Source organism: Methylobacterium sp. A49B (assembly GCF_053346215.1).
This window is the reverse complement of the sequence record NZ_JBKFBO010000117.1, coordinates 58,197-78,028: the sequence shown is the minus strand read 5'-3', so window position 1 is coordinate 78,028 and position 19,832 is coordinate 58,197. Positions and strand designations below refer to the sequence as shown.

The window sequence follows — 19,832 nt, the reverse complement described above, 5'->3', positions numbered from 1 at the left end:
CCGCCGGCTCACCTTGCCTTCTGCGCGATCAAGATCGCCGCGAGCGTGAATGCCACGACAAACAGCGCCAGCGATAGCAGCCGCCAGAACAGCAGCGGATCGCGATCGAGGAGCGAGGCCTTCCGGGTATCGGTGAAGGCCGGATTGGGGTGCCGCAGGTCGTGGACGAACTCCGACAGCGCCTGATAGCGCCGCAGGGGGTTGGGATGCACCGCCCTCCGCAGCGCGCCGTCGACCCAGATCGGTAGCAGCGGACGGGCCGAGAGGGCCGAAGCGTAACGCAACTTGCGCTGCGCCGCGCGCGTCCGCGCTCGGGGCACGGCGTCTCCGTAAGGCAGCCGTCCGGTGAGCATCTGGTAGGCGATGGCGCCGACAGAAAAGATGTCGGAGACGGCGCTGGAAGGTTCGCCGAGGAAGCATTCCGGCGCCGTGTACTGCACGGTCCCGAGAATCTCGGCCGTGTCGATCCGCGGATCGCCCTCCACAACGCCGGCGACCTTCGTGGCGCCGAAGTCGATGACCTGTACGGTACCGGACGCATCGATCAGAACATTGTCCGGACGCAGATCCTGGTGGACCATTTCCCGGCGATGGAACGCCTGCACGCCACGAGCGAGCTGTTCCACGAGGCGGCGCACGGTCTCGAGCTCCGGGGCCGCGTGATCGCGCATCCACTGGGTCAGCGTCTGGCCCTCGACGTAGCCCATCACCGTGTAGAGGTGGCTGCGGCGACGGGTCTGTGGGTGGGCCTTGAGGACGTGCGGGTTGTCGATCCGACGCGCGATCCACTCCTCCATCATGAACCGGCGGCGCTGCGCGGGGTCGTCGCGGAGGTCGTGCGAGAGGACCTTCAGGGCGACCTTCGCTTCGGTCCCATCCTCGACGGCGAGGTACACGCGGCTGCGCGGTCCGGAATGAAGGGTGCGCAGGAGCCGGTAACCGTCGAACGCCGCCGGCGGGTCGAGGAGCGGCGCCGGATCGAGGCCCTCGATGTCGCCGAGGAGATCGTTCGGCTCAGCCTCGGGGAGCGCGTCGATCCGCACGATCTGGATCGTGAGGTTGTCCGCGCTGCCGGCGGCCAGGGCCGCATCGACGATCGCGCGTGCCGCCGCATCGAGGTCGTCGGCCGCCGCGACCGCCGCCGCCATGTCCCGAGGCCGGACGTGCTCGTGGACGCCGTCCGTGGTGAGCAGGAAGACGTCGCCGCGCTCGATGCCGACCGCATGATAGTCGATCTCGACCCGGCCGTTCGCCCCCAGCGCGCGGCCGAGATACGATTCGGCCGCCGAGACCACGACCCGATGATCCTCGGTGAGCTGCTCGAGGGACCGCCCCGCCACGCGCCAGATCCGGCCGTCGCCGACATGGAACAGGTGCGCGGTGCGCGCCTTGAGGATCAGGGCGTCGAAGGTGGTCACGTAGCCCCGGTCGGCATCGTACGGGTCGATGCCCCGGCGGGTCTGGGCGTAGAGCCAGGAATTCGCCGCCGCGATCACCCGATGCGCCGCGTTCTTCACCGACCACGTGTCGGGCGTGGCGTAGTAATCGCCTAGGAAGCTCTTGACTGCGGTCTCGGCAGCGGCAGCCCCGGCGCTGCTGCTGCTGATCCCGTCGGCGAGGGCCATCGCCATCCCCTTCAGACTCAAGGCCGGCTGTGCCGGCACGAGAGTGCCGTGAAAATCCTGGTTGGCCCCCTTACGGCCGGCCGTGCTGTACTGGCCGATGGAGACCGCCAACTCGCGCGCCGCCGCTCCGGGCTCGCTCACGCGGCTGCCGCCGCGCCGTCGGCGCGTCCGCGGTAGGAAAGCGCCTCGGCGAGGTGCAACCGTCGCACCTGCGGCTCACCATCGAGATCGGCAAGCGTCCGGGCCACGCGGAGCGTCCGGTGAAAGCCGCGGGCTGAGAGCCGCATGGTCTCGGCGGCCTGCCGGATCAGCGCCGTCCCGTCCGCATCGGGACTCGCGACCTCCGCGATCAGGTTCGCCGGGCAGGTCGCGTTGGTAGTAGCCGCCGGCAGTCCGCGTCCCGCATAACGCGTCGTCTGAAGTGCTCGGGCCGCCGCCACCCGCCCGGCCGCCTCGCGGGACCCCTCCGCGGGCGGCGGCAGGATCAAATCCGCCGCCGTCACCGCCGGAACCTCGATGCGCAGGTCGATCCGGTCGAGCAGCGGCCCCGAGATCCGCGCCTGATACTGCGCCGTGCAGCGGGCGTTCGGGCCACGTCGGCAGGCGTAACCCGGCTCCAGCGCCTGGCCGCAGCGGCACGGGTTCATCGCCGCCACGAGCTGGAAGCGGGCCGGATAGGTAACCCGGTGATTGGCTCGGGCGATCATCACCGTGCCGGTCTCCATGGGCTGACGCAGGCTGTCGAGGACCTGAGCGTTGAACTCGGGCAGCTCGTCCAGGAACAGGACGCCGGCATGGGCCAGGGAGACCTCGCCCGGCCGCGCGCCCAGGCCGCCGCCCACGAGGGCCGCCATGGACGCGGAGTGGTGGGGCTGACGGAACGGCCGCCGGTTCGACAGGGCGCCCCCCTTCAACTCGCCCGCCACTGACTGGATCATCGAGATGTCGAGCAGCTCCCGAGGGCCGAGCGGCGGCAGGATCGAGGGCAGCCGGGCGGCCAGCATCGATTTCCCCGAACCGGGTGGCCCGTTCATCAGCAGGTTGTGGCTGCCGGCCGCGGCGATCTCCAGCGCCCGCTTGGCACCCTCCTGGCCCTTGATGTCGGCGAGATCCGGCAGCGGCCCCGCGCCGGCCGCCACGGACGGCACCGGCCGGGCCATCACCTGACTGCCCTTGAAGTGGTTGGCGAGCTGGATCAGGGAGCGTGGGGCGAGCACGTCGAGGTCGCCCCCGGCCCAGGCGGCCTCGGGACCGGTGGCGGCCGGGCAGATCAGGCCGAGGCCGCGCGCCGCCGCCGCGATGGCGGCCGGCAGCACGCCGTTCACCGCCGTGATGCTCCCGTCCAGGGCGAGTTCTCCGAGCACGCAGTAGCCGGCGAGCGCGTCGGCCGGGATCGCCCCGATCGCCGCCATGACGCCCAGGGCGATGGGCAGGTCGTAGTGCGAGCCCTCCTTGGGCAGGTCCGCCGGGGCGAGGTTGACGGTGATGCGCTTGGCCGGCAGCGCCAGCCCGGACGCGATGAGGGCACCCCGAACGCGCTCTCGCGATTCGGCCACGGCCTTGTCGGGCAGGCCGACGACGGTGAACACCACCGAGCCGGGGATGATCTGGATCTGCACGTCGACCGCGCGCGCCTCGATGCCCTCGAAGGCCACGGTGGCGACGCGGGTGACCATAGGCGCAAAATCCTCGCGGCGATCGGAACGGCCCAGGTTTGAGGGAGAATCACGGGGTGCTCAAGAGGATCGGCGCCGGGACGGAACCCCAGTGCCGCAATCCTGTTCACAGCCGGCATTCCGCGACCAACAGGAGACTGACATGCGTCTTGCCCCGCCACTCCTCGCCCTCGCCCTGATCGCCGGCGTCGGCGCCGCCGCCCATGCGGACGAGAAGCTCCCGCCCGATCAGCAGGCCAAGGTCGAGGCCATGCTGAAGCAGGAAGGCTTCACCAAGTGGGACGAGATCGAGCTGGACGACGGCATGATCGAGGTCGACGACGCTATCGACGCCAACGGAAAGAAGTTCGACCTGAAGCTCGATCCGAAGACGCTCGCCATCGTGAAGCGCAAGGCCGAGTAGGCGACGTGACGCGGCGGCGCTTGCGTTCGCAGCAAGCCCCGGCCATATAGCCGGCGGGGGGTTGGCGAGGGACGTTTCACTCGCCAACCGGGTCAGGTCCGGAAGGAAGCAGCCCTAACGAGACCGAGCGGGTCTTCGTCCAGCCTCCCACCTCTATTTCCCGCGCGGCAGCCCGATCCCGACACGGCATGGACGCTTCGACCGGCACGCCTGACGACGAGCCGGGCCTGCCCGGGTTACCGGCGCCCCCCGAAGCGGCGACGCCCTACCGGGTGCTGGCGCGCAAATACCGCCCGACAAACTTCGGCGACCTGATCGGCCAGGACGCGATGGTGCGCACCCTCGCCAATGGCTTCGCGGCCAACCGCATTCCCCAGGCCTGGATGCTGACCGGCGTCCGCGGGGTCGGCAAGACCACGACGGCGCGCATCCTCGCCCGCGGCCTCAATTACGCCCGGGCTGGTATAGCCGACGGTGGCCCGACCGTGTCGATGCCGGAACTCGGCCTCCACTGCGCGGCGATCATGGAATCCCGGCACATGGACGTGCTGGAGATGGACGCCGCCTCGCATACCGGCATCGACGACGTCCGGGCGATCATCGACGGCATCCGCTATGGGCCGGTCTCGGCGCGCTACAAGGTCTACATCGTGGACGAGGTCCACATGCTCTCCGAGAAGGCCTTCAACGCCTTCCTGAAAACGCTGGAGGAGCCGCCTCCCCACGCGAAGTTCGTGTTCGCCACCACGGAGATCCGCAAGGTCCCGGTGACGATCCTGTCCCGCTGCCAGCGCTTCGACTTGCGGCGGGTCGAGGCGCCGACCCTGCATGCCCATCTGGCGAAGGTCTGCGCGGCTGAGGGTGTCGAGGCCGAGGAGGAGGCGCTGGGTGCCATCGTGCGCGCGGCCGAGGGCTCCGTGCGCGACGCGCTCTCGCTCCTCGACCAGGCGATCGCGCACGGCGCCGGGTCGGTGACCGCGCAGGGCGTGCGCGACATGCTGGGCCTCGCTGACCGGGCCCGTATCCTCGACCTGTTCGAGGCCGTGATGCGCGGCTCCGTCCCGGCGGCGTTCTCGGAGCTGCGCGATCAGTACGATGCTGGAGCCGATCCGTCGGTGGTGCTCTCGGATCTCGCGGCGTTCACCCATCTCGTGACCCGGCTCAAGGTGGTCCCGGAGACCGCTGCCGATCCGACGCTCAGCGAGACCGAGCGCGTCCGCGGCCTTCTGTTCGCGGAGAAGCTCTCCGTTCGGGCCCTGTCGCGCGCGTGGCAGATCCTGCTCAAGGCGATCCCCGAGGTGCAAGCTGCCCCCCGCCCGCTTGCGGCGGCCGAGATGGCGATCGTGCGGCTCGCCTACGCGGCCGACTTGCCGACCCCAGACGAGGCCCTCCGCCAACTCCAGGCCGAGGCCGCCGCCACGCCCGCTGACGAATCCCCGTCCCCGTCGGCGCGGCCGCCGCTGCCGCCGATCCCGGATCTTCGGGGCGGTTCGGCAGCCCTGGCCGCGGCGCCCCGCACCATCGCGGCAGAGCCGATCCCGGTTTCGGCCCCGACTGCGTTGGCGGCCCCCACGCCGCGGCCGGCGTCCGTCGCGCCGCCGACCCCGCGCCTCGGCCGGTTCGAAGATCTGATTGCCCTGGCCGACGCCAACCGGGACATTCTGCTGCGGACAGCCTTGGAGCGCGACGTCCATCTCGTACGCTTCGAGGAGGGACGGATCGAGATCCGGCTCGCGCCGGGCGGGCGCCCGACCCTGGCCACCGATATCGCCACGGCGATCGAGCGCTGGACAGGTCGGCGCTGGGCCGTCGCGCTGTCGAAGGAAGAGGGCGCGCCGACCCTCGACGCCGCCGCCCGGGCCGCCACCGAGACCCGGCGGGAGAACGCCGCCGCGGACCCGTTCGTGCGCGAGGTGCTGACACGCTTCCCCGGTGCGGAGATCGTCGACGTGCGCGAGACCGCGTCCGAGGCCTTGGAGACCGCCGAGGCGGAGATCCTAGGCGAAGGCGATGCGGCGCGGGCCGATGAGGTCGCGGACGACGACTTTTAGCGCTGTTTGCCCGGCACCGCGTGGCGGAGCGCCAGCTCCGTCCCCAGATCAGACCACGACACGGAAACGGAAGGCAGCCGCATGCGCGACCTGATGGGCATCATGAAGCAGGCTCAGGCCATGCAGGAGAAGATGGCCAACCTGCAGTCCGAGATGGACGCGATCGAGGTCACCGGCGCGTCGGGCGGCGGTTCCGTGCGGGTCACCATGTCGGCCAAGGGGCAGATGAAGGGCGTCACCATCGACCCGTCGCTTATGGTGGCGGACGAGCGCGAGATCCTTGAGGACCTGATCGTGGCGGCCTGCAACGACGCCCGAACGAAGGCGGAAGCGACTATGCAGGAGCGCATGGCCGAGCTCACGAAGGGTCTGCCCCTGCCGCCCGGGATGAAGTTGCCTTTCTAGGAACCGGTTCGGACGAGAAGTCCGAAAGCGTCCTGGCCAGCGCAGCGAGGCAATTCAATTAGGCCACGCTTGCGGGTGTCGCGTTGCCCAGGGGTTGCGCCGCTGCGCTCGCGAGGACGCGGAGGAACGGGCGGCCCGTCGAGCCGCCCGTCTGATTCTCAGGCCGCGATCGCTTGAGCGGTCGGTCCGGCGGCGCGCACGTCGGCATCGACATGGGTCTCGAACCGCTTGAAGTTGTCGTCGAACATCTTGACCAGCCGCGCGGCTGTCTCGACGAACGCGCCCTTGTTGGCCCAGGTCTTCACCGGGGTCAGGATGTGCGGCTCGACGCCCGGCACCGAGACCGGGACCGCGAAGCCGAAATACGGGTCGCGGCGGAACTCGGCCTGCGCCAGCGAGCCGTCGAGCGCCGCGGTCAGCAGGCGCCGCGTCACGCGGATCGGCATCCGCCGGCCGGTGCCGACGCCGCCGCCGGTCCAGCCGGTGTTGACGAGCCAGCAATCGACGCTGTGCTTGGCGATCAGGTCGCGGAGCAGGTTGCCGTAGGTGCTCGGATGCCGTGGCATGAACGGCGCGCCGAAGCAGGTCGAGAAGGTCGCCTCCGGTCCGGTCAGGCCGCGCTCGGTGCCGGCCACCTTGGCGGTGTAGCCCGAGAGGAAGTGGTACATCGCCTCGGCGCCCGTGAGCTTGGCAATCGGCGGCATCACCCCGAAGGCGTCACAGGTGAGCATCACGATGTTCTTCGGGTGCCCGGCCCGGCCGGTGGCGCTCGCATTGGCGATGAAGTCCAGCGGGTAGGCGCAGCGGGTGTTCTCGGTGAGCGAGGCGTCGTCGAAGTTCGGCGCACGGGTGACGGGATCGATGATCACGTTCTCCATCACCGTGCCGAAGCGCTCGGTGGTGGCGTAGATCTCCGGCTCGGCGTTGCGCGACAGGCGAATGGTCTTGGCGTAGCAGCCGCCCTCGAAGTTGAAGATGCCCTCGTTCGACCAGCCGTGCTCGTCGTCGCCGAGGAGCTGGCGGGAGGAATCGTTCGACAGCGTCGTCTTGCCGGTGCCGGACAGGCCGAAGAAGATCGCCGAGCCACCCTCGGCGTCCAGCGCCGCGTTGGCCGAGCAGTGCATCGGCATCACGCCCTTACCGGGCAGGATGTAGTTGAGGTAGGTGAAGACCGACTTTTTCATCTCGCCCGCGTAGGCCGAGCCGCCGATCAGCACGAGCTTCTTGGCGAAGTCGATGGCGATCACCGTCTTGGACCGGCAACCGTGCCGGGCGGGGTCCGCCTGGAAGCTCGGCAGGTCGATGATCGTCATGTCCGGCACGTAGGACGCGATCTCGGAGCGGTCCGGGCGGATCAGCAGGTTGCGGATGAACAGCGAGTGCCAGGCGAACTCGGTGAACACACGAGCCTTCACCCGGTAGGCCGGGTCGGCGCCACCGTAGAGATCCTGGGCAAACAGCTCCTTGCCCTCGGCGTGCTTCAGGAAGTCCTGGCGCAGGGTCTCGAACTGCTCGGGCGTGATCGCGCCGTTGTTGTCCCACCAGACCTCGGACTCGGTGGCGGCGTCGCGGACCACGAACTTGTCCTTGGGCGAGCGGCCGGTGTGGCTGCCGGTGGTGGCGACGATCGCACCGCCGCGGGCAAGTTGCGCCTCCCTGCGGGACAACGCCTCCTCGTAGAGCCGGGGGGCCTCGAAATTCCAGTGGACGGCCTTGAGGTCGCGGAAGCCAGCCGCCTCGGCACCATGGGCCGCGTTGTGATCACCGATGTTGGTCAAGACCGTATCCTCCGGGCCCCTGTTCGACCGTCGACGCGACTGCACCGGGCGACACCGTCGACCGGTAAGAACCAGGGGACGTCCGTGCGGTCGTACAGGTCCGCCGCACGCAGGATCACCGTTCCCCGGCAGCTTCCCATCTCTCGGCATGAGTAGGCGGCGAAGCTTCGCTGTCATTATGGGCTCCGCCTGGAGCCCGCAACGTGTACCAACAGGCTAGATCACAGTTGTCGACGCAGGAACCCCCGTCTGTAAGCAGTCGGACGCGCCCGCTCGATCACCGGGGCGCGCAGAACGGCTCTGGAATACCCGCATCCCCCGTCAGCGCCCATGCGCCCTTGCATGCCAGGCGCCGACGGCTATGCCGATACCGAGCGCCCGCTCGTCTTCCGCCCAGAGGCACCACGAGGCACGATGCCCCAAGCCGTCGCCGGCCCCGAAATCGAACGCCTGATTCAGCTCCTCGCCCGCATGCCGGGGCTTGGACCGCGCTCGGCCCGCCGGGCCGCCCTTCAGCTTATCAAAAAGCGCGACACGCTGCTCGGACCGCTCGCCGACGCCATGAGGGTCGCGGCGGACCGGATCATCGTGTGCACGAGCTGCGGCAACGTCGACACCTCGGATCCCTGCACGATCTGCCGCGATGCGGAACGCGACCCGACGACGCTCGTGGTGGTCGAGGACGTGTCGGACCTCTGGGCACTGGAGCGTTCCGGCGCCGTGAAGGCACGCTACCACGTGCTCGGCGGTGTGCTCTCGGCGCTGGACGGGGTGCGGCCGGAGCACCTGAACCTCGCGACCCTGGTGGAGCGCGTGGCGCAGCCGGAGGTGAAGGAGGTAATCCTCGCCCTGAATGCCACCGTCGATGGCCAGACCACGGCCCACTACGTCACGGAGTCGATCCGGCACTGCGACGTGAAGGTGACGCGCCTCGCCCACGGCGTGCCTGTGGGCGGCGAGCTCGACTATCTCGACGAGGGGACGCTGACCGCCGCCATCCGCAGCCGCACCGCCTTCTGAGCCGCCGGGGAAATGGGGGTCGGCGGTCATTTGACCGGTTCCCGGCCGCATCCTATTCGACGCGTTGCCCGGACTCGTCCCGGCGCTGTCTATGCCGGTTCCTGTCATGACCATCCGCCCCCTCGTCATCCTCCCCGATCCTGTCCTGCGCCGCGCTTCCGATCCGGTCGGGCCGATCACCGCCGAGATCCGCACCCTCGTCGCCGACATGTTCGAGACGATGTACGATGCACCCGGCGTCGGGCTGGCGGCGATCCAGATCGGCGTGCCCAAGCGCGTTGTGACGATCGACACGTCGAAGGAAGAGGGCGTCCGGGAAGCGCGGGTGTTCATCGATCCCGAGATCGTCTGGTCCTCGGAGGAAAAGCGCGTCTACGACGAGGGATGCCTGTCGATCCCCGAATATTACGGCGAGGTCGAGCGACCGGACCGGGTCCGCGTGAAGTTTCGCGACCTCGACGGCAAGGAGCAGGAGATCGAGGCCGATGGGCTGCTCGCGACCTGCATCCAGCACGAGATCGATCATCTCAACGGCGTGCTGTTCATCGACCACCTGTCCAAGCTGAAGCGTGACCGCGTGATCAAGAAGTTCGCCAAGGCGGCCAAGCGCGACGCGGCCTGATCCGACGATGCGCGTCGTTTTCATGGGCACACCCGACTTCGCGGTGCCGACGCTTGCGCGGCTCGTGCAGGACGGCCACGAGATCGCGGCCGTCTACACCCGCGCGCCCGCGAAGGCGGGGCGGGGCATGAGCCTGCGCCCCTCCCCGGTCCATGCCCTGGCCGAGACGCTCGGGCTGCCGGTCCTGACGCCCGCCACCCTGCGCACCGAGGAAGCCGCCGAGACCTTCACGGGGCATCGCGCGAACGTCGCCGTGGTGGTCGCGTACGGGATGCTTCTGCCACAGGCCATCCTCGACGCGCCGAAGCACGGGTGCCTCAACCTGCACGGATCGCTCCTGCCGCGCTGGCGCGGGGCGGCGCCGATTCAGCGTGCCGTCATGGCGGGCGACGCCGAGAGTGGTGTCGGCGTGATGCGCATGGAGGCCGGGCTCGATACCGGTCCCGTGGCGATGGAAGCGCGGATTGCGATCAATCCGGGCATGACCGCGGGCGCGTTGCACGACGCGCTGATGCCGCTCGGCGCCGACCTGATGGCGCAGGCCGTCGGCCTCCTTGACCGGGGCACGCTCACCTTCACGCCGCAGCCGGACGAGGGAGTCGTCTACGCGCACAAGATCAAGAACGATGAGGCGCGGATCGACTGGACACACCCGGCCGCACATGTCGCGAACCACATTAACGGGCTCTCGCCCTTCCCGGGCGCCTTCTTCGAGGTAGATCTCGGGAAGGGTCCCGAGCGGGTGAAGGTACTTCGCGCGGTCCAGACGGACGGGGCCGGCGGAGCCGGAACGCTCGTCGATGCCGAGGGCATCGTAGCCTGCGGCGAAGGCGCAGTGCGGCTGACGGAGCTCCGTCGCGCCGGCAAGGGCGGCAGTGCGAGCGGGGCCGAATTCGTCCGCGGTGCCCGCCTGACGCTCGGCGCCCGTCTCGGCTGATGCCCCGCTACAAGCTCGTCATCGAATATGACGGCGGTCCGTTCTGCGGCTGGCAGCGGCAGGCCGAAGATCCCACGGTCCAGGCGGCGATCGAGGCGGCGGTGACGCGCTTCTCGGGTGAGGAGGCCCGGCTGGCCTGCGCCGGCAGGACCGATGCCGGCGTGCACGCCATCCATCAGGTGGCCCATGTCGACCTCGCTAAGGCATGGCGGACCGACACGGTGCGGGACGCGCTGAACGCGCATCTCCGGCCGCAGCCGGTGGCAATCCTGTCGGCCGAGATCGTCCCTGAGAGCTTCGACGCGCGCCACTCCGCGATCCGGCGCCACTACCGGTACCGGATCCTCAACCGGCGCAGTCCCGCGGCGCTGACCCGGGCACACGTCTGGCACGTACCTTGGCCCCTCGACCCGGACCTCATGCATGCGGCGGCCCGACGCCTGATCGGCCGACACGACTTCTCGGCCTTCCGCGCGGCCGAGTGCCAGGCGAACAGTCCGGTCCGCACGCTTGAGCAACTTGAGGTCGTTCGTGGCCCGATGGCGCTGCACGACGAGATCGTGGTGACGACCTCGGCGCGCTCCTTTCTGCATCACCAAGTGCGGGCAATGGTCGGAACGCTGATGCTCGCCGGCTGCGGACGCCTATCTGCAGATGACGTGGCCGACATCCTGGCCTCCGGCGACAAGCGCCGGTGCGGCCCCCTGGCGCCTGCCGCCGGACTGACCTTCGTCGGTGTGGACTACGCAGAAGCGTAATACTGACGGAGGCTTGGAAACCTTAGGTTTGAAAATTCCGGACGATCTGAGACACTCGCCCCGTTGAGACTTGCGAGCGATTCGAGGGGGCCCGAATGGATCTACCGTTTGCAACAGCAGTCCATGTCTGCACTGCACTTTCGGTTCTGTTCCCCGGTTTGAATTCGTGAAGTACAAATACTTTGTCGGCCACAAACGAGGGCGCGACCCCGAAATCATTCGTGGCGACGCGCATCGCAGGACCGCTGATTGGATCGATCACAGTCGCAAACGCAAAGATTTCTCGATCATCTCGTGGTTGATCGCGTGCAGCCCCTTCAGTGCTTTGGCCGGATTTGCGACATTTTATTCTTTGTCTCTGCTATTATATGTTTTATCGTCCTACACCACCGCGCCCAGCCAATTGATCTGGTCGGACGTAGCCTACCCAAAGTCAGGGAACCTCTCCGAACTCTGGCTCCTTGGAATGTGTGCCGCGTTCGCCAGCAGCTACATAACCGCCTTACGGAATTTGCTACGTGCAATCAGAAATTTCGATTTGAGCCCCGCAGCAATCGGTTCTGAAACGATCAAAATCCTTTTGAGCGTAGCTCTGGCTCCGATGATCACGATCGTCCTGACGAATGTAGGTGGCGAGATCGCGAAGCCGGTTTTCGCGCTCATGGGTCATCAACCGCCCGCAATCGCCCTCGGGGTTGTGATCACAGCGTGCTTCGTGGTCGGAATTATGCCCGATGTCGCCCTGCGATGGGTCATCCAGCGCGACCAGCTCAAAAACTTCAAGCAAGAAGAAGGAGAGGTCTTCCAAGCCTTCAAGATAACGCCAATCGAGATCATTGACGGGATTGATAGCGATATTCGCTCACGACTTGAAGATCATCACATTCATTCGACGCAGAATCTAGCGGCCGCCAATCCGCTGATGCTATTCGTGGAAACGCCCTTTGGCGTGTACCAGATTATGGACTGGGTCGCCCAGGCTCAGCTCTGCTGTTCAGTAGGACGCGATAAAATCGTCAAGCTGTGGCCGCTGGGCGTGCGCACCTTGTTCGATCTTGAACGTCTCGCGACGGACGACGAAGTCGAGAACGATGCCTTACTTTTGGAAGTTGGTCGGGTCATTCTCGGTTCTGGATTGATCCCGATTGAAGGCCTTAACAAGACAAGCGCTGCTGCCGTCGTACGGCGAAGCATAGAGTTAAGGCTTGACGATCCACATGTTCAACGACTTCGTCAAATCTATATTGCGGTCGGCGATCGCCTCGGTCGGAAAAGCAGACGCTTCCCGGGCGCGAGCAGGCCGCCACTGAACAGCGTAGCCTACGCTTATTTCGGGTGGCTCAACAGGGGATGGGCGCGCTGAAATACGCTTCCAGCACCCGGCCGTAAATGGCCGTCAAGCGCTCCAGGTCGGCGACCGCCACGCACTCGTCGACCTGATGCATCGTCTCGCCCACGAGACCGAATTCGATCACCGGACAGGCATCCTTGATGAAGCGCGCATCGGATGTGCCCCCGGAGGTCGAGAGAACCGGCGTCAGGCCAGTCTCCGCCCGGATCGCCTCCGAGACGAGATTCACAAAGGGATCCGGGCGCGTCAGGAAGGCGGGCGCATTCGACGGCTGGAGGTCGAGGGTGAACGAGACGGAATTTCCGGCTGCCCGCTCCAGGCGCTGCCGGATCTCGGCACCCAGGCTTTCCGCTGTCCAGTCGTCGTTGAAGCGGACGTTGAACGTCGCCCGGGCGGTAGCCGGGATCACGTTGGTTGCCGGATTGCCCACATCGATCGTGGTGAGTTCCAGGTTCGAGGCATCGAAATGTGCCGTCCCACCGTCGAGGGGCTCGGCGACCAGCGCAGAGGCGAGCCGCAGCAGCCCTGGGATCGGGTTCTCCGCCTTGTGGGGATAGGCCACGTGGCCCTGGCGGCCCAGTACGGTGAGCTTTCCGGTCAGCGAGCCGCGCCGGCCGATCTTGATCATCTCGCCGAGCCGCCCAGGGTTGGTCGGCTCGCCAAGCACGCAATGGTCGAAGCGCTCGCCCCGGGCCCGTGCCCAGTCCAGCAGCTTCACGGTCCCGTTGACCGCCGGCCCCTCCTCGTCGCCGGTGATCAGGAACGCGATGGAGCCGTCGAATCCGGAACTGCGCTTCTCCAGGAATGCCAGCGTCGCGGCGAGCATGCAGGCGATGCCGCCCTTCATGTCGGCGGCACCCCGCCCGTACAGCATCCCGTCGGCCACCGCGCCGTCGAACGGACCGTGGCGCCACGCGCCGTCGCCCTCCGGAACGACGTCGGTGTGACCGGCGAAGACCAGGCAGGGGCCACCCTGGCCGAGGCGCGCGTAGAGGTTCGGCGTGTCGGGGAACCCGGGTTCCGAGAAGGCCGGCCGCTCGATGGCGAAGCCGGCGGGCCGGAGCGCATCGGCGACCACATCGAGGGCGCCTCGATCCTCGGGCGTCACGGACGGGCAGCGGATCAGGTCCTGCGCGAGGCGCAGGGCGGCGTGCGGAGCATCGTGATCAGCCGGCATGAACCCGTCCTCGGCGCGGCGTGACATGCCGCGCGGCCCGCTTACCCCGAAGCGGGCCGCGCGTGGGAGCCCCTATGGGATGCCCTTACTTGGTGACGATGAGTTGCACGTCTCCCTGGCGACGCGGAACCGAGACCGTGACGTCGTCGTCGTAGCGCTGGAACCGAATGTCCAGGCGCGAGCCGCCGAGTTTCACGTTGTAGAGCGTCACTCCGTCGAGGAATTCCGGCAGGATCGGATTCTTGAGACGGACGCTGTTGCGCTCGTGGTCGAGTTCGAGGCCCAGACAGGCGGCCAGGAACGCGAAGGGCGCGGCGGCCGCCCAGGCTTGCGGGCTGCAGGCGACGGGATACGACACCGGTCCGCGCTGCTTGCGGCGCATGAAGCCGCAGAACAGCTCCGGCAGGCGCTTCTGGTCCTGGTAGAGGGAGGTGTCGAACATTCCTTGAAAGATGCGCGCGGCCTCGTGCTTGCGATCGTAGCGGGCCAGCCCCATCGCGATCAGCGCGTTGTCGTGCGGCCAGATCGAGCCGTTGTGGTAGGACATCGGGTTGTAGCGCGCCTCGCCCTTGGCGATGGTGCGCACGCCCCAGCCGTTGAACCCATCCTTGCACAACAGCGTCTCGGCGACCCGCGCCGCCCGCTCCGGCTTGGCGATGCCGGTGAAGAGGGCGTGGCCGGCATTCGACGAGCGCACGGCGCACTGCTTCTTCGCCCCGTCGAGGGCGAGCGCGTAGGTGCCGATCTCCTCGTTCCAGAAGGCCGTGTCGAACCGCTCGCGCAGGGTCGTCGCTTCCTCGGTGAGGCGTTCTGCCATGGCGTCGTGCCCGAGCAGCGCCGCGAGTTTCGCCATGCCGTGCTTGGCGGCGTAGACGTAGCCCTGCACCTCGCAAAGCGCGATCGGGCCCTTGGCCAGATGTCCATCCGCGTGAAAGATCGAATCGTGGCTGTCCTTCCAGCCCTGGTTCTCGAGGCCCTTGTCGGTGTCGCGGGCGTACTCGACGAAGCCGTCGCCGTCCCGGTCGCCGTAGCGATCCATCCATTCGAGGGCGAGTTCCAGGGCCGGCCAGATCGCCCGGACCGTCTCCAGATCGCCGGTGACCGCGTAATACTCCCAGGCGAGCATCACGAAGAGCGGGGTACCGTCGATCGTGCCGTAATAGTGCCGGAACGGAACCTCGCCGAGCATCGCCATCTCGCCGCGGCGGGTCTCGTGCAGGACTTTGCCGGGCTGGGCATCGGCCGCCGGATCGACCGCCTTGGCTTGCGTCGAGGCGAGATAGCGCAGGACACCGCGAGCGAATTTCGGGTCGATCCAGAGCGCCATCATCGCCGTGATGATGCCGTCGCGGCCGAAGACAGTGGAGTACCAGGGGATGCCGGCGAAGGGGTAGATCCCCTCAGGGGTGCGGCTTGCCAGCATGTAGAGGTCGGCCGTGGCGCGGCAGAGCCCCTCGTTGAACTGATCGTTCGACGAGATGATCGTTGTGATCCCGGCCGTCAAAGCCCGCAGGTCGCGGCGCGCATCGCGATAGGCGCGTGCGAACACCGTGCCTTCGCCGGTGTCGCGCAATTCGCGCCGGGCGCCGCCGGCATTCGCCGCCAGCGTCAACTTGGCGGCCGCGTCCTCACCCACCAGCGTCTCGGTCGGCGGCTTGGTGAAGGCACGGTGCGCCTCGAAGGCGACGCGGATGAAGAGCGAGGTGCGGCCGCCCGGCGGTAGCGACACATCGAAGAGGACGCGGCCCGGCTCGATCAGATCCGGTTTCGGCCCGAAATGCAGGGCCGTCGTCCGCACGATCTCGTCGAGGCCGACATAGCGGAACTGGACTTCCCGATCGCTCGCCACCTGGACGCCGCGCTTGCCGCGCTGCCCGCGATCCGTGCCGCGCACCTCGAACAGGTCGCGGAAATCCGCATCGAAGGTGACGGCGATGCGCAGGCGGCGATGCTTCGAATCGAACGACCGCAGGCCGATCCGATCGTAGCAGGTGCCCCGAAAGAGGAATTTGGTGCGCTCGATCGCGATCGTCTCGCGGGGTATCGAAGTTTCGTCGTGGGCGTCGAGGCGGATGTCGGGCGTGGTCATGTCGACGCTGAGGGCGCCGTTGTCGTCCTGCATCACCGAGGAGAGCATCAGCGGGCGCTGACCTTCGACCGTCAGTTCCAGCCGCGACAGGTAGCGCGTGTCCTGGAAATACAGACCCTCCGGACCCGGCTGGACGCCGATATCGCCGTAGGAATCGAGGACGCCGAAGGCCTCGCCGAACTTCAGCGAGCGCAGTGGCCGCTCGACCAGGGAGGTTTGCGCCTCGATGTGGTAGGGCGGCAGCACGTCGTCCGCGTCCTGAAATCCGAGCGCCGCGCTTCCGACACCCGCCGTGGCGCGGGCCGTCGCTGCGTGGGCCGCTGCCGAGTTCTCTGCCGCCATGCAGGGCATCTCCGGGTCTGTGAGGGTGCGAATCGAGAGGGCCGCCGCATCATCTCGGATGCGGCGGCCCCTGTTCACGCTACGGATGAGTCGCCTTTAAGACGCTAGGCCGAGCCGGGCCTGCCTCGCAAGCCCGGTGGCGGTTTTCAGGCCGGCATCGCCGCGACGGGGATCGCCGGACGGGCCGAACCATTCACCTCGCCGTATTGCGGCTTGAAGCCTGACTTAGGCAGCTTGATCACGTCAGCGCCGCGCGACAGCAGTTCCTCGTAGGCGGCCACGTACTTCTTGACCATGCACTCGGCAGTGAACTGGCTCTCGAAGTGACGGCGAACGCCGGCGCGGCTCATGGCCTTCACCTGCGCCACGGCGGCCACGGCGTCGTCCATGGTGTTGCACAGAACGCCGCCGACGCCGTCCTTGATGACCTCCGGCACGGAGCCGTTACGGAAGGCGATCACCGGCGTGCCGGCCGACATCGCCTCGATCATCACGAGGCCGAAGGGCTCCGGCCAGTCGATCGGGAAGGCGAGTGCCAGGGCGTTGCCGAGGAATTCCTTCTTCTGCTCCTCGTTGATCTCGCCGATATACTCGATCAGCGGGTGGTGGATCATCGGCTCGATGACCTCGTCCCAGTAATCCTGGTCGGCCTTGTCGACCTTCGCGGCGATCTTGAGGGGCGTGCCGGACCGGATCGCCATCTCGATGGCGCGATCGGGCCGCTTCTCGGGCGAGATCCGGCCGAGGAAAGCGAGATAGCCACCCTTCGCCTCTGGATAGTACGGGCAGTTCTCGGTCGGAAGGCCGTGATGGATCGTCGCCAGCCAGTTCGAGGTCGGCGGCATCGGCAGGCGCTGGTTGTCGGAGATCGAGACCAGCGGCATTCCGGTGAAGGTGCGGTAGACCGGCATGAAGTCGGGCACGTCCAGGCGACCGTGCATCGTCGTGATGCACTTGTGGTTCAGATCCTCAAACATCGGGTACTGAAGCAGGTCGATGTGGAAGTGCAGGATATCGAACTCGTGCGCGCGGCGATGGACCTGATGGAGCATCGCCAGGTGGCTCGCTGTGTGGTCGCGATAGCCGAGCAGCCGCAGACCTTCCGGTGTGCAGGCCGCGAGCTTGGCAGTCGTCTGTGAGTCACCGCTGGCGAACAGCGTGACTTCGTGGCCCTGGCGAACCAGTTCCTCTGTAATCCAGCTGACGACGCGCTCGGTGCCGCCGTAGAACTTCGGAGGGACGGCCTCCGACAACGGAGCGATCTGGGCAATGCGCACGAAGTGTCTCCTGGTTGGCCGAATTTGACGGGGGGTCTAACCCTGCCGGCCTGAGCGGGACATGAATGAAACTGACGGCTAAGGTTATGGTTCCTGGCGACCCCCTTGTCGCGCACCGTTTTGTGCAGTGCGCTCGCTGTCCCCGAATTCCTCCGAATCACCATTGCGGGCGGCCTGGACCAGAACAGCTACGGCCCGGCTCCGTTCCGCCCTCGCTGGACACAGATCGGCGATCTCCGACGGAGCGCGCCGCAGCGGGGACGTTGCCGCCGCGTCGGCTTTCTGTCATAAGCCGCCCCGCGTCGAACCGCCCGGCCGATCAGGGCTGCCGTGGCGGCTCGTGCTGCTCCACCAGAAGCATCAGCGCGCGAACCGCATCCGACCCACCTGGGCCGGTCTGAGGGATTTTCGCGCAACGGAGAGCCAAATGCCCAAGCTGAAGACGAAATCGGGCGCGAAGAAGCGCTTCAAGATCACCGGCACCGGCAAGGTGATGTACGCCCAGGCCGGCAAGCGCCACGGGATGATCAAGCGGACGACCAAGCAGATCCGTAACCTGCGCGGCACCACGACCCTGTTCGAGGGCGATGCCGCCAACGTGAAGAAGTACTTCCTGCCGAGCGCGCGGTAAGCCTTCGACACCCGTTGCCACTGTCTTTCGTCGAATCCAGGAGATAACCGATGGCCCGCGTCAAGCGCGGCGTGACCAGTCACGCGAAGCATAAGAAAGTTCTGAAGGCCGCCAAGGGCTATTACGGCCGGCGCAAGAATACGATCCGCATCGCCAAGCAGGCGGTGGAGAAGGGTCTGCAGTACGCCTACCGCGACCGCAAGAACAAGAAGCGCACGTTCCGCGCGCTCTGGATCCAGCGCCTGAACGCCGCTGTCCGCGAGCATGGCCTGACCTATTCGCGCTTCATCGACGGCTTGGCCAAGTCGGGCATCGTCGTCGACCGCAAGGCCCTGTCGGAACTCGCGATCCACGAGCCGGCGAGCTTCGCCGCCGTCGTCGAGAAGGCGAAGGCCGCGCTGCCGCAGAACACCGCCAAGGCTGCCTGATCCAGGCCTGGGGCGAGACGGACGGAAGGCGCGGTTCCCCGGGGAACCGCGCCTTCGTCGTTCACGAGGTCCCGCGCCCCGCGCTTGCACCGGGCCGCACAACGCGCGAGAGCACGGCCCGACGGCCGACTCCGCCAACCCTGCTCGAAGACAGCGATGACCGATCTCGACACCCTCGAACGCGATCTCCTGGCCCAGGTGGGCGCGGCGTCGGACGAGGCGGCCCTCGACGCGGTCCGCGTCGCCGCGCTCGGCAAGAAGGGCAGCGTCTCGGATCTGCTGAAGACCCTCGGCGCGATGACGCCCGACGAGCGCAAGGAGCGCGGCCCGCTGATCAACGGCCTGCGCGACCGGGTTCAAGGCGCCGTCACCGCGCGCAAGACCGAACTCGCCGAGGCCGCGCTGGAGGCGCGCCTCGCCTCCGAGCGGGTCGATGTGACCCTGCCGGTCCGCGAGGCCCCCGAGGTCCGCGGCCGGATCCACCCGATCTCGCAGGTCATCGACGAGATCACCGCGATCTTCGCCGACATGGGCTTCGCGGTCGCCGAGGGTCCGGACATCGAGACGGACGAGCTGAATTTCACCGCCCTCAATTTCCCGCCCGGCCACCCGGCCCGCGAGATGCACGACACCTTCTTCCTGGCGCCGGACCGCGACGGGAAGCGCAAGGTGCTGCGGACCCACACCTCGCCCGTGCAGGTGCGGACCATGCGGTCGCAGGAGCCGCCGATCCGCGTGATCATCCCTGGCCGGACCTACCGGCACGATTCCGACCAGACCCACACGCCGATGTTCCATCAGGTTGAGGGACTGGTGATCGACAAGACTGCCAACATCGCCAACCTGAAATGGGTGCTGGAGGAGTTCTGCAAAGCTTTCTTCGAGGTGGACGGCGTGAAGATGCGCTTCCGCCCCTCCTTCTTCCCCTTCACCGAGCCCTCGGCGGAGGTCGACATCCAGTGCTCGCGGAAAGGCGGCGAGATCCGCTTCGGCGACGGCGACGACTGGCTCGAGATCCTGGGCTGCGGGATGGTCCACCCGAACGTGCTGCGTAACTGCGGCCTCGATCCGGATGTCGTGCAGGGTTTCGCTTTCGGCGTCGGAATCGACCGGATCGCCATGCTGAAATACGGCATGCCGGACCTGCGTCCGTTCTTCGAGGCGGATGTCCGCTGGCTCGACCATTACGGCTTCCGCCCGCTCGACGTGCCGAGCCTTGTGGGCGGCCTCACCGGCTGAGCCGTCCCGGCCCTGCCGCGGCC

17 protein-coding genes and 1 other RNA gene are annotated in these 19,832 nt (G+C 67.6%); 12 read left to right on the top strand and 6 right to left on the bottom strand.

All coding sequences use genetic code 11. The features are described from left to right. Window positions 1-8: 8 nt before the first annotated feature. Together ACLBX9_RS21655 and ACLBX9_RS21650 are read right to left on the bottom strand one after the other, a co-directional pair. Window positions 9-1,766, bottom strand: coding sequence for a protein kinase domain-containing protein (locus ACLBX9_RS21655; protein ID WP_447720382.1), 1,758 nt, complete (start codon window positions 1,764-1,766; stop codon window positions 9-11). Next, window positions 1,763-3,301 (bottom strand): YifB family Mg chelatase-like AAA ATPase, encoded by a 1,539-nt coding sequence (locus tag ACLBX9_RS21650; RefSeq protein WP_447720381.1) that lies wholly within the window; start codon window positions 3,299-3,301, stop codon window positions 1,763-1,765. Before ACLBX9_RS21650 ends, ACLBX9_RS21655 begins: the two co-directional genes overlap by 4 nt. 142 nt (window positions 3,302-3,443) lie before the next feature. On the opposite strand from ACLBX9_RS21650, the gene ACLBX9_RS21645 reads away from it, so the two are divergent. From ACLBX9_RS21645 to ACLBX9_RS21630, 4 genes are all read left to right on the top strand, one after another. Then, window positions 3,444-3,704, top strand: coding sequence for a PepSY domain-containing protein (locus ACLBX9_RS21645; protein ID WP_010682303.1), 261 nt, complete (start codon window positions 3,444-3,446; stop codon window positions 3,702-3,704). 54 nt (window positions 3,705-3,758) lie between these two features. Beyond that, window positions 3,759-3,857: signal recognition particle sRNA small type (gene ffs, locus ACLBX9_RS21640), an RNA gene on the top strand. 35 nt (window positions 3,858-3,892) lie between these two features. Continuing rightward, complete coding sequence (locus ACLBX9_RS21635; protein ID WP_447720380.1) at window positions 3,893-5,755, top strand: DNA polymerase III subunit gamma/tau; 1,863 nt, start codon at window positions 3,893-3,895, stop codon at window positions 5,753-5,755. Between the two features lie 81 nt (window positions 5,756-5,836). Next, complete coding sequence (locus tag ACLBX9_RS21630) at window positions 5,837-6,160, top strand: YbaB/EbfC family nucleoid-associated protein (RefSeq protein WP_010682305.1); 324 nt, start codon at window positions 5,837-5,839, stop codon at window positions 6,158-6,160. Window positions 6,161-6,318: 158 nt separating this feature from the next. Here the strand turns inward: ACLBX9_RS21630 and ACLBX9_RS21625 are convergent, their stop codons facing one another. Then, a complete protein-coding gene (locus ACLBX9_RS21625; RefSeq protein ID WP_010682306.1) occupies window positions 6,319-7,938 on the bottom strand; it encodes a phosphoenolpyruvate carboxykinase in 1,620 nt (539 codons plus the stop codon). Window positions 7,939-8,352: 414 nt separating this feature from the next. Here ACLBX9_RS21625 and recR point away from each other — a divergent pair, with 414 nt between their 5' ends. The 5 genes from recR to ACLBX9_RS21600 all read left to right on the top strand — a co-directional run bounded on the left by recR (window position 8,353) and on the right by ACLBX9_RS21600 (window position 12,638). Continuing rightward, entirely contained in the window at window positions 8,353-8,958 is a 606-nt protein-coding gene (gene recR, locus ACLBX9_RS21620) for a recombination mediator RecR (protein ID WP_039892250.1), read from the top strand. Window positions 8,959-9,064: 106 nt separating this feature from the next. Then, complete coding sequence (locus ACLBX9_RS21615) at window positions 9,065-9,580, top strand: peptide deformylase (RefSeq protein ID WP_447720379.1); 516 nt, start codon at window positions 9,065-9,067, stop codon at window positions 9,578-9,580. Window positions 9,581-9,587: 7 nt separating this feature from the next. Beyond that, complete coding sequence (gene fmt, locus ACLBX9_RS21610; protein ID WP_447720378.1) at window positions 9,588-10,517, top strand: methionyl-tRNA formyltransferase; 930 nt, start codon at window positions 9,588-9,590, stop codon at window positions 10,515-10,517. Beyond that, entirely contained in the window at window positions 10,517-11,275 is a 759-nt protein-coding gene (truA, locus tag ACLBX9_RS21605; protein ID WP_447720377.1) for a tRNA pseudouridine(38-40) synthase TruA, read from the top strand. The genes fmt and truA overlap by 1 nt, the downstream gene beginning before the upstream one ends. Before the next feature lie 166 nt (window positions 11,276-11,441). Further along, window positions 11,442-12,638, top strand: a complete 1,197-nt coding sequence (locus tag ACLBX9_RS21600; RefSeq protein ID WP_447720376.1) for a hypothetical protein — start codon at window positions 11,442-11,444, stop codon at window positions 12,636-12,638. On the opposite strand, the gene dapE is transcribed toward ACLBX9_RS21600, so the two are convergent. The 3 genes from dapE to ACLBX9_RS21585 all read right to left on the bottom strand — a co-directional run bounded on the left by dapE (window position 12,616) and on the right by ACLBX9_RS21585 (window position 17,511). After that, window positions 12,616-13,803: a succinyl-diaminopimelate desuccinylase gene (dapE, locus tag ACLBX9_RS21595; RefSeq protein ID WP_447720375.1), complete on the bottom strand. Its 1,188-nt coding sequence runs from the start codon at window positions 13,801-13,803 to the stop codon at window positions 12,616-12,618. The two genes, ACLBX9_RS21600 and dapE, sit on opposite strands and share 23 nt — an antisense overlap. Before the next feature lie 85 nt (window positions 13,804-13,888). Then, a complete protein-coding gene (locus tag ACLBX9_RS21590) occupies window positions 13,889-16,234 on the bottom strand; it encodes an amylo-alpha-1,6-glucosidase (protein ID WP_447720374.1) in 2,346 nt (781 codons plus the stop codon). Between the two features lie 146 nt (window positions 16,235-16,380). Further along, the gene (locus ACLBX9_RS21585; protein WP_447720373.1) at window positions 16,381-17,511 is read right to left on the bottom strand and encodes a glycosyltransferase family 4 protein; all 1,131 of its coding nucleotides are present in this window, start codon (window positions 17,509-17,511) and stop codon (window positions 16,381-16,383) included. Window positions 17,512-17,938: 427 nt separating this feature from the next. Between ACLBX9_RS21585 and rpmI the strand changes: the two genes are divergently transcribed. The 3 genes from rpmI to pheS all read left to right on the top strand — a co-directional run bounded on the left by rpmI (window position 17,939) and on the right by pheS (window position 19,809). Next, window positions 17,939-18,142 carry a 50S ribosomal protein L35 gene (gene rpmI / locus ACLBX9_RS21580; protein ID WP_447720372.1) on the top strand — a complete coding sequence of 68 codons (204 nt, stop codon included), beginning with the start codon at window positions 17,939-17,941 and terminating at the stop codon, window positions 18,140-18,142. Window positions 18,143-18,192: 50 nt separating this feature from the next. Next, window positions 18,193-18,570, top strand: coding sequence for a 50S ribosomal protein L20 (gene rplT, locus ACLBX9_RS21575; protein WP_010682315.1), 378 nt, complete (start codon window positions 18,193-18,195; stop codon window positions 18,568-18,570). Window positions 18,571-18,726: 156 nt separating this feature from the next. After that, window positions 18,727-19,809, top strand: coding sequence for a phenylalanine--tRNA ligase subunit alpha (gene pheS / locus ACLBX9_RS21570; protein WP_447720371.1), 1,083 nt, complete (start codon window positions 18,727-18,729; stop codon window positions 19,807-19,809). The last annotated feature ends 23 nt before the right edge of the window (window positions 19,810-19,832 follow it).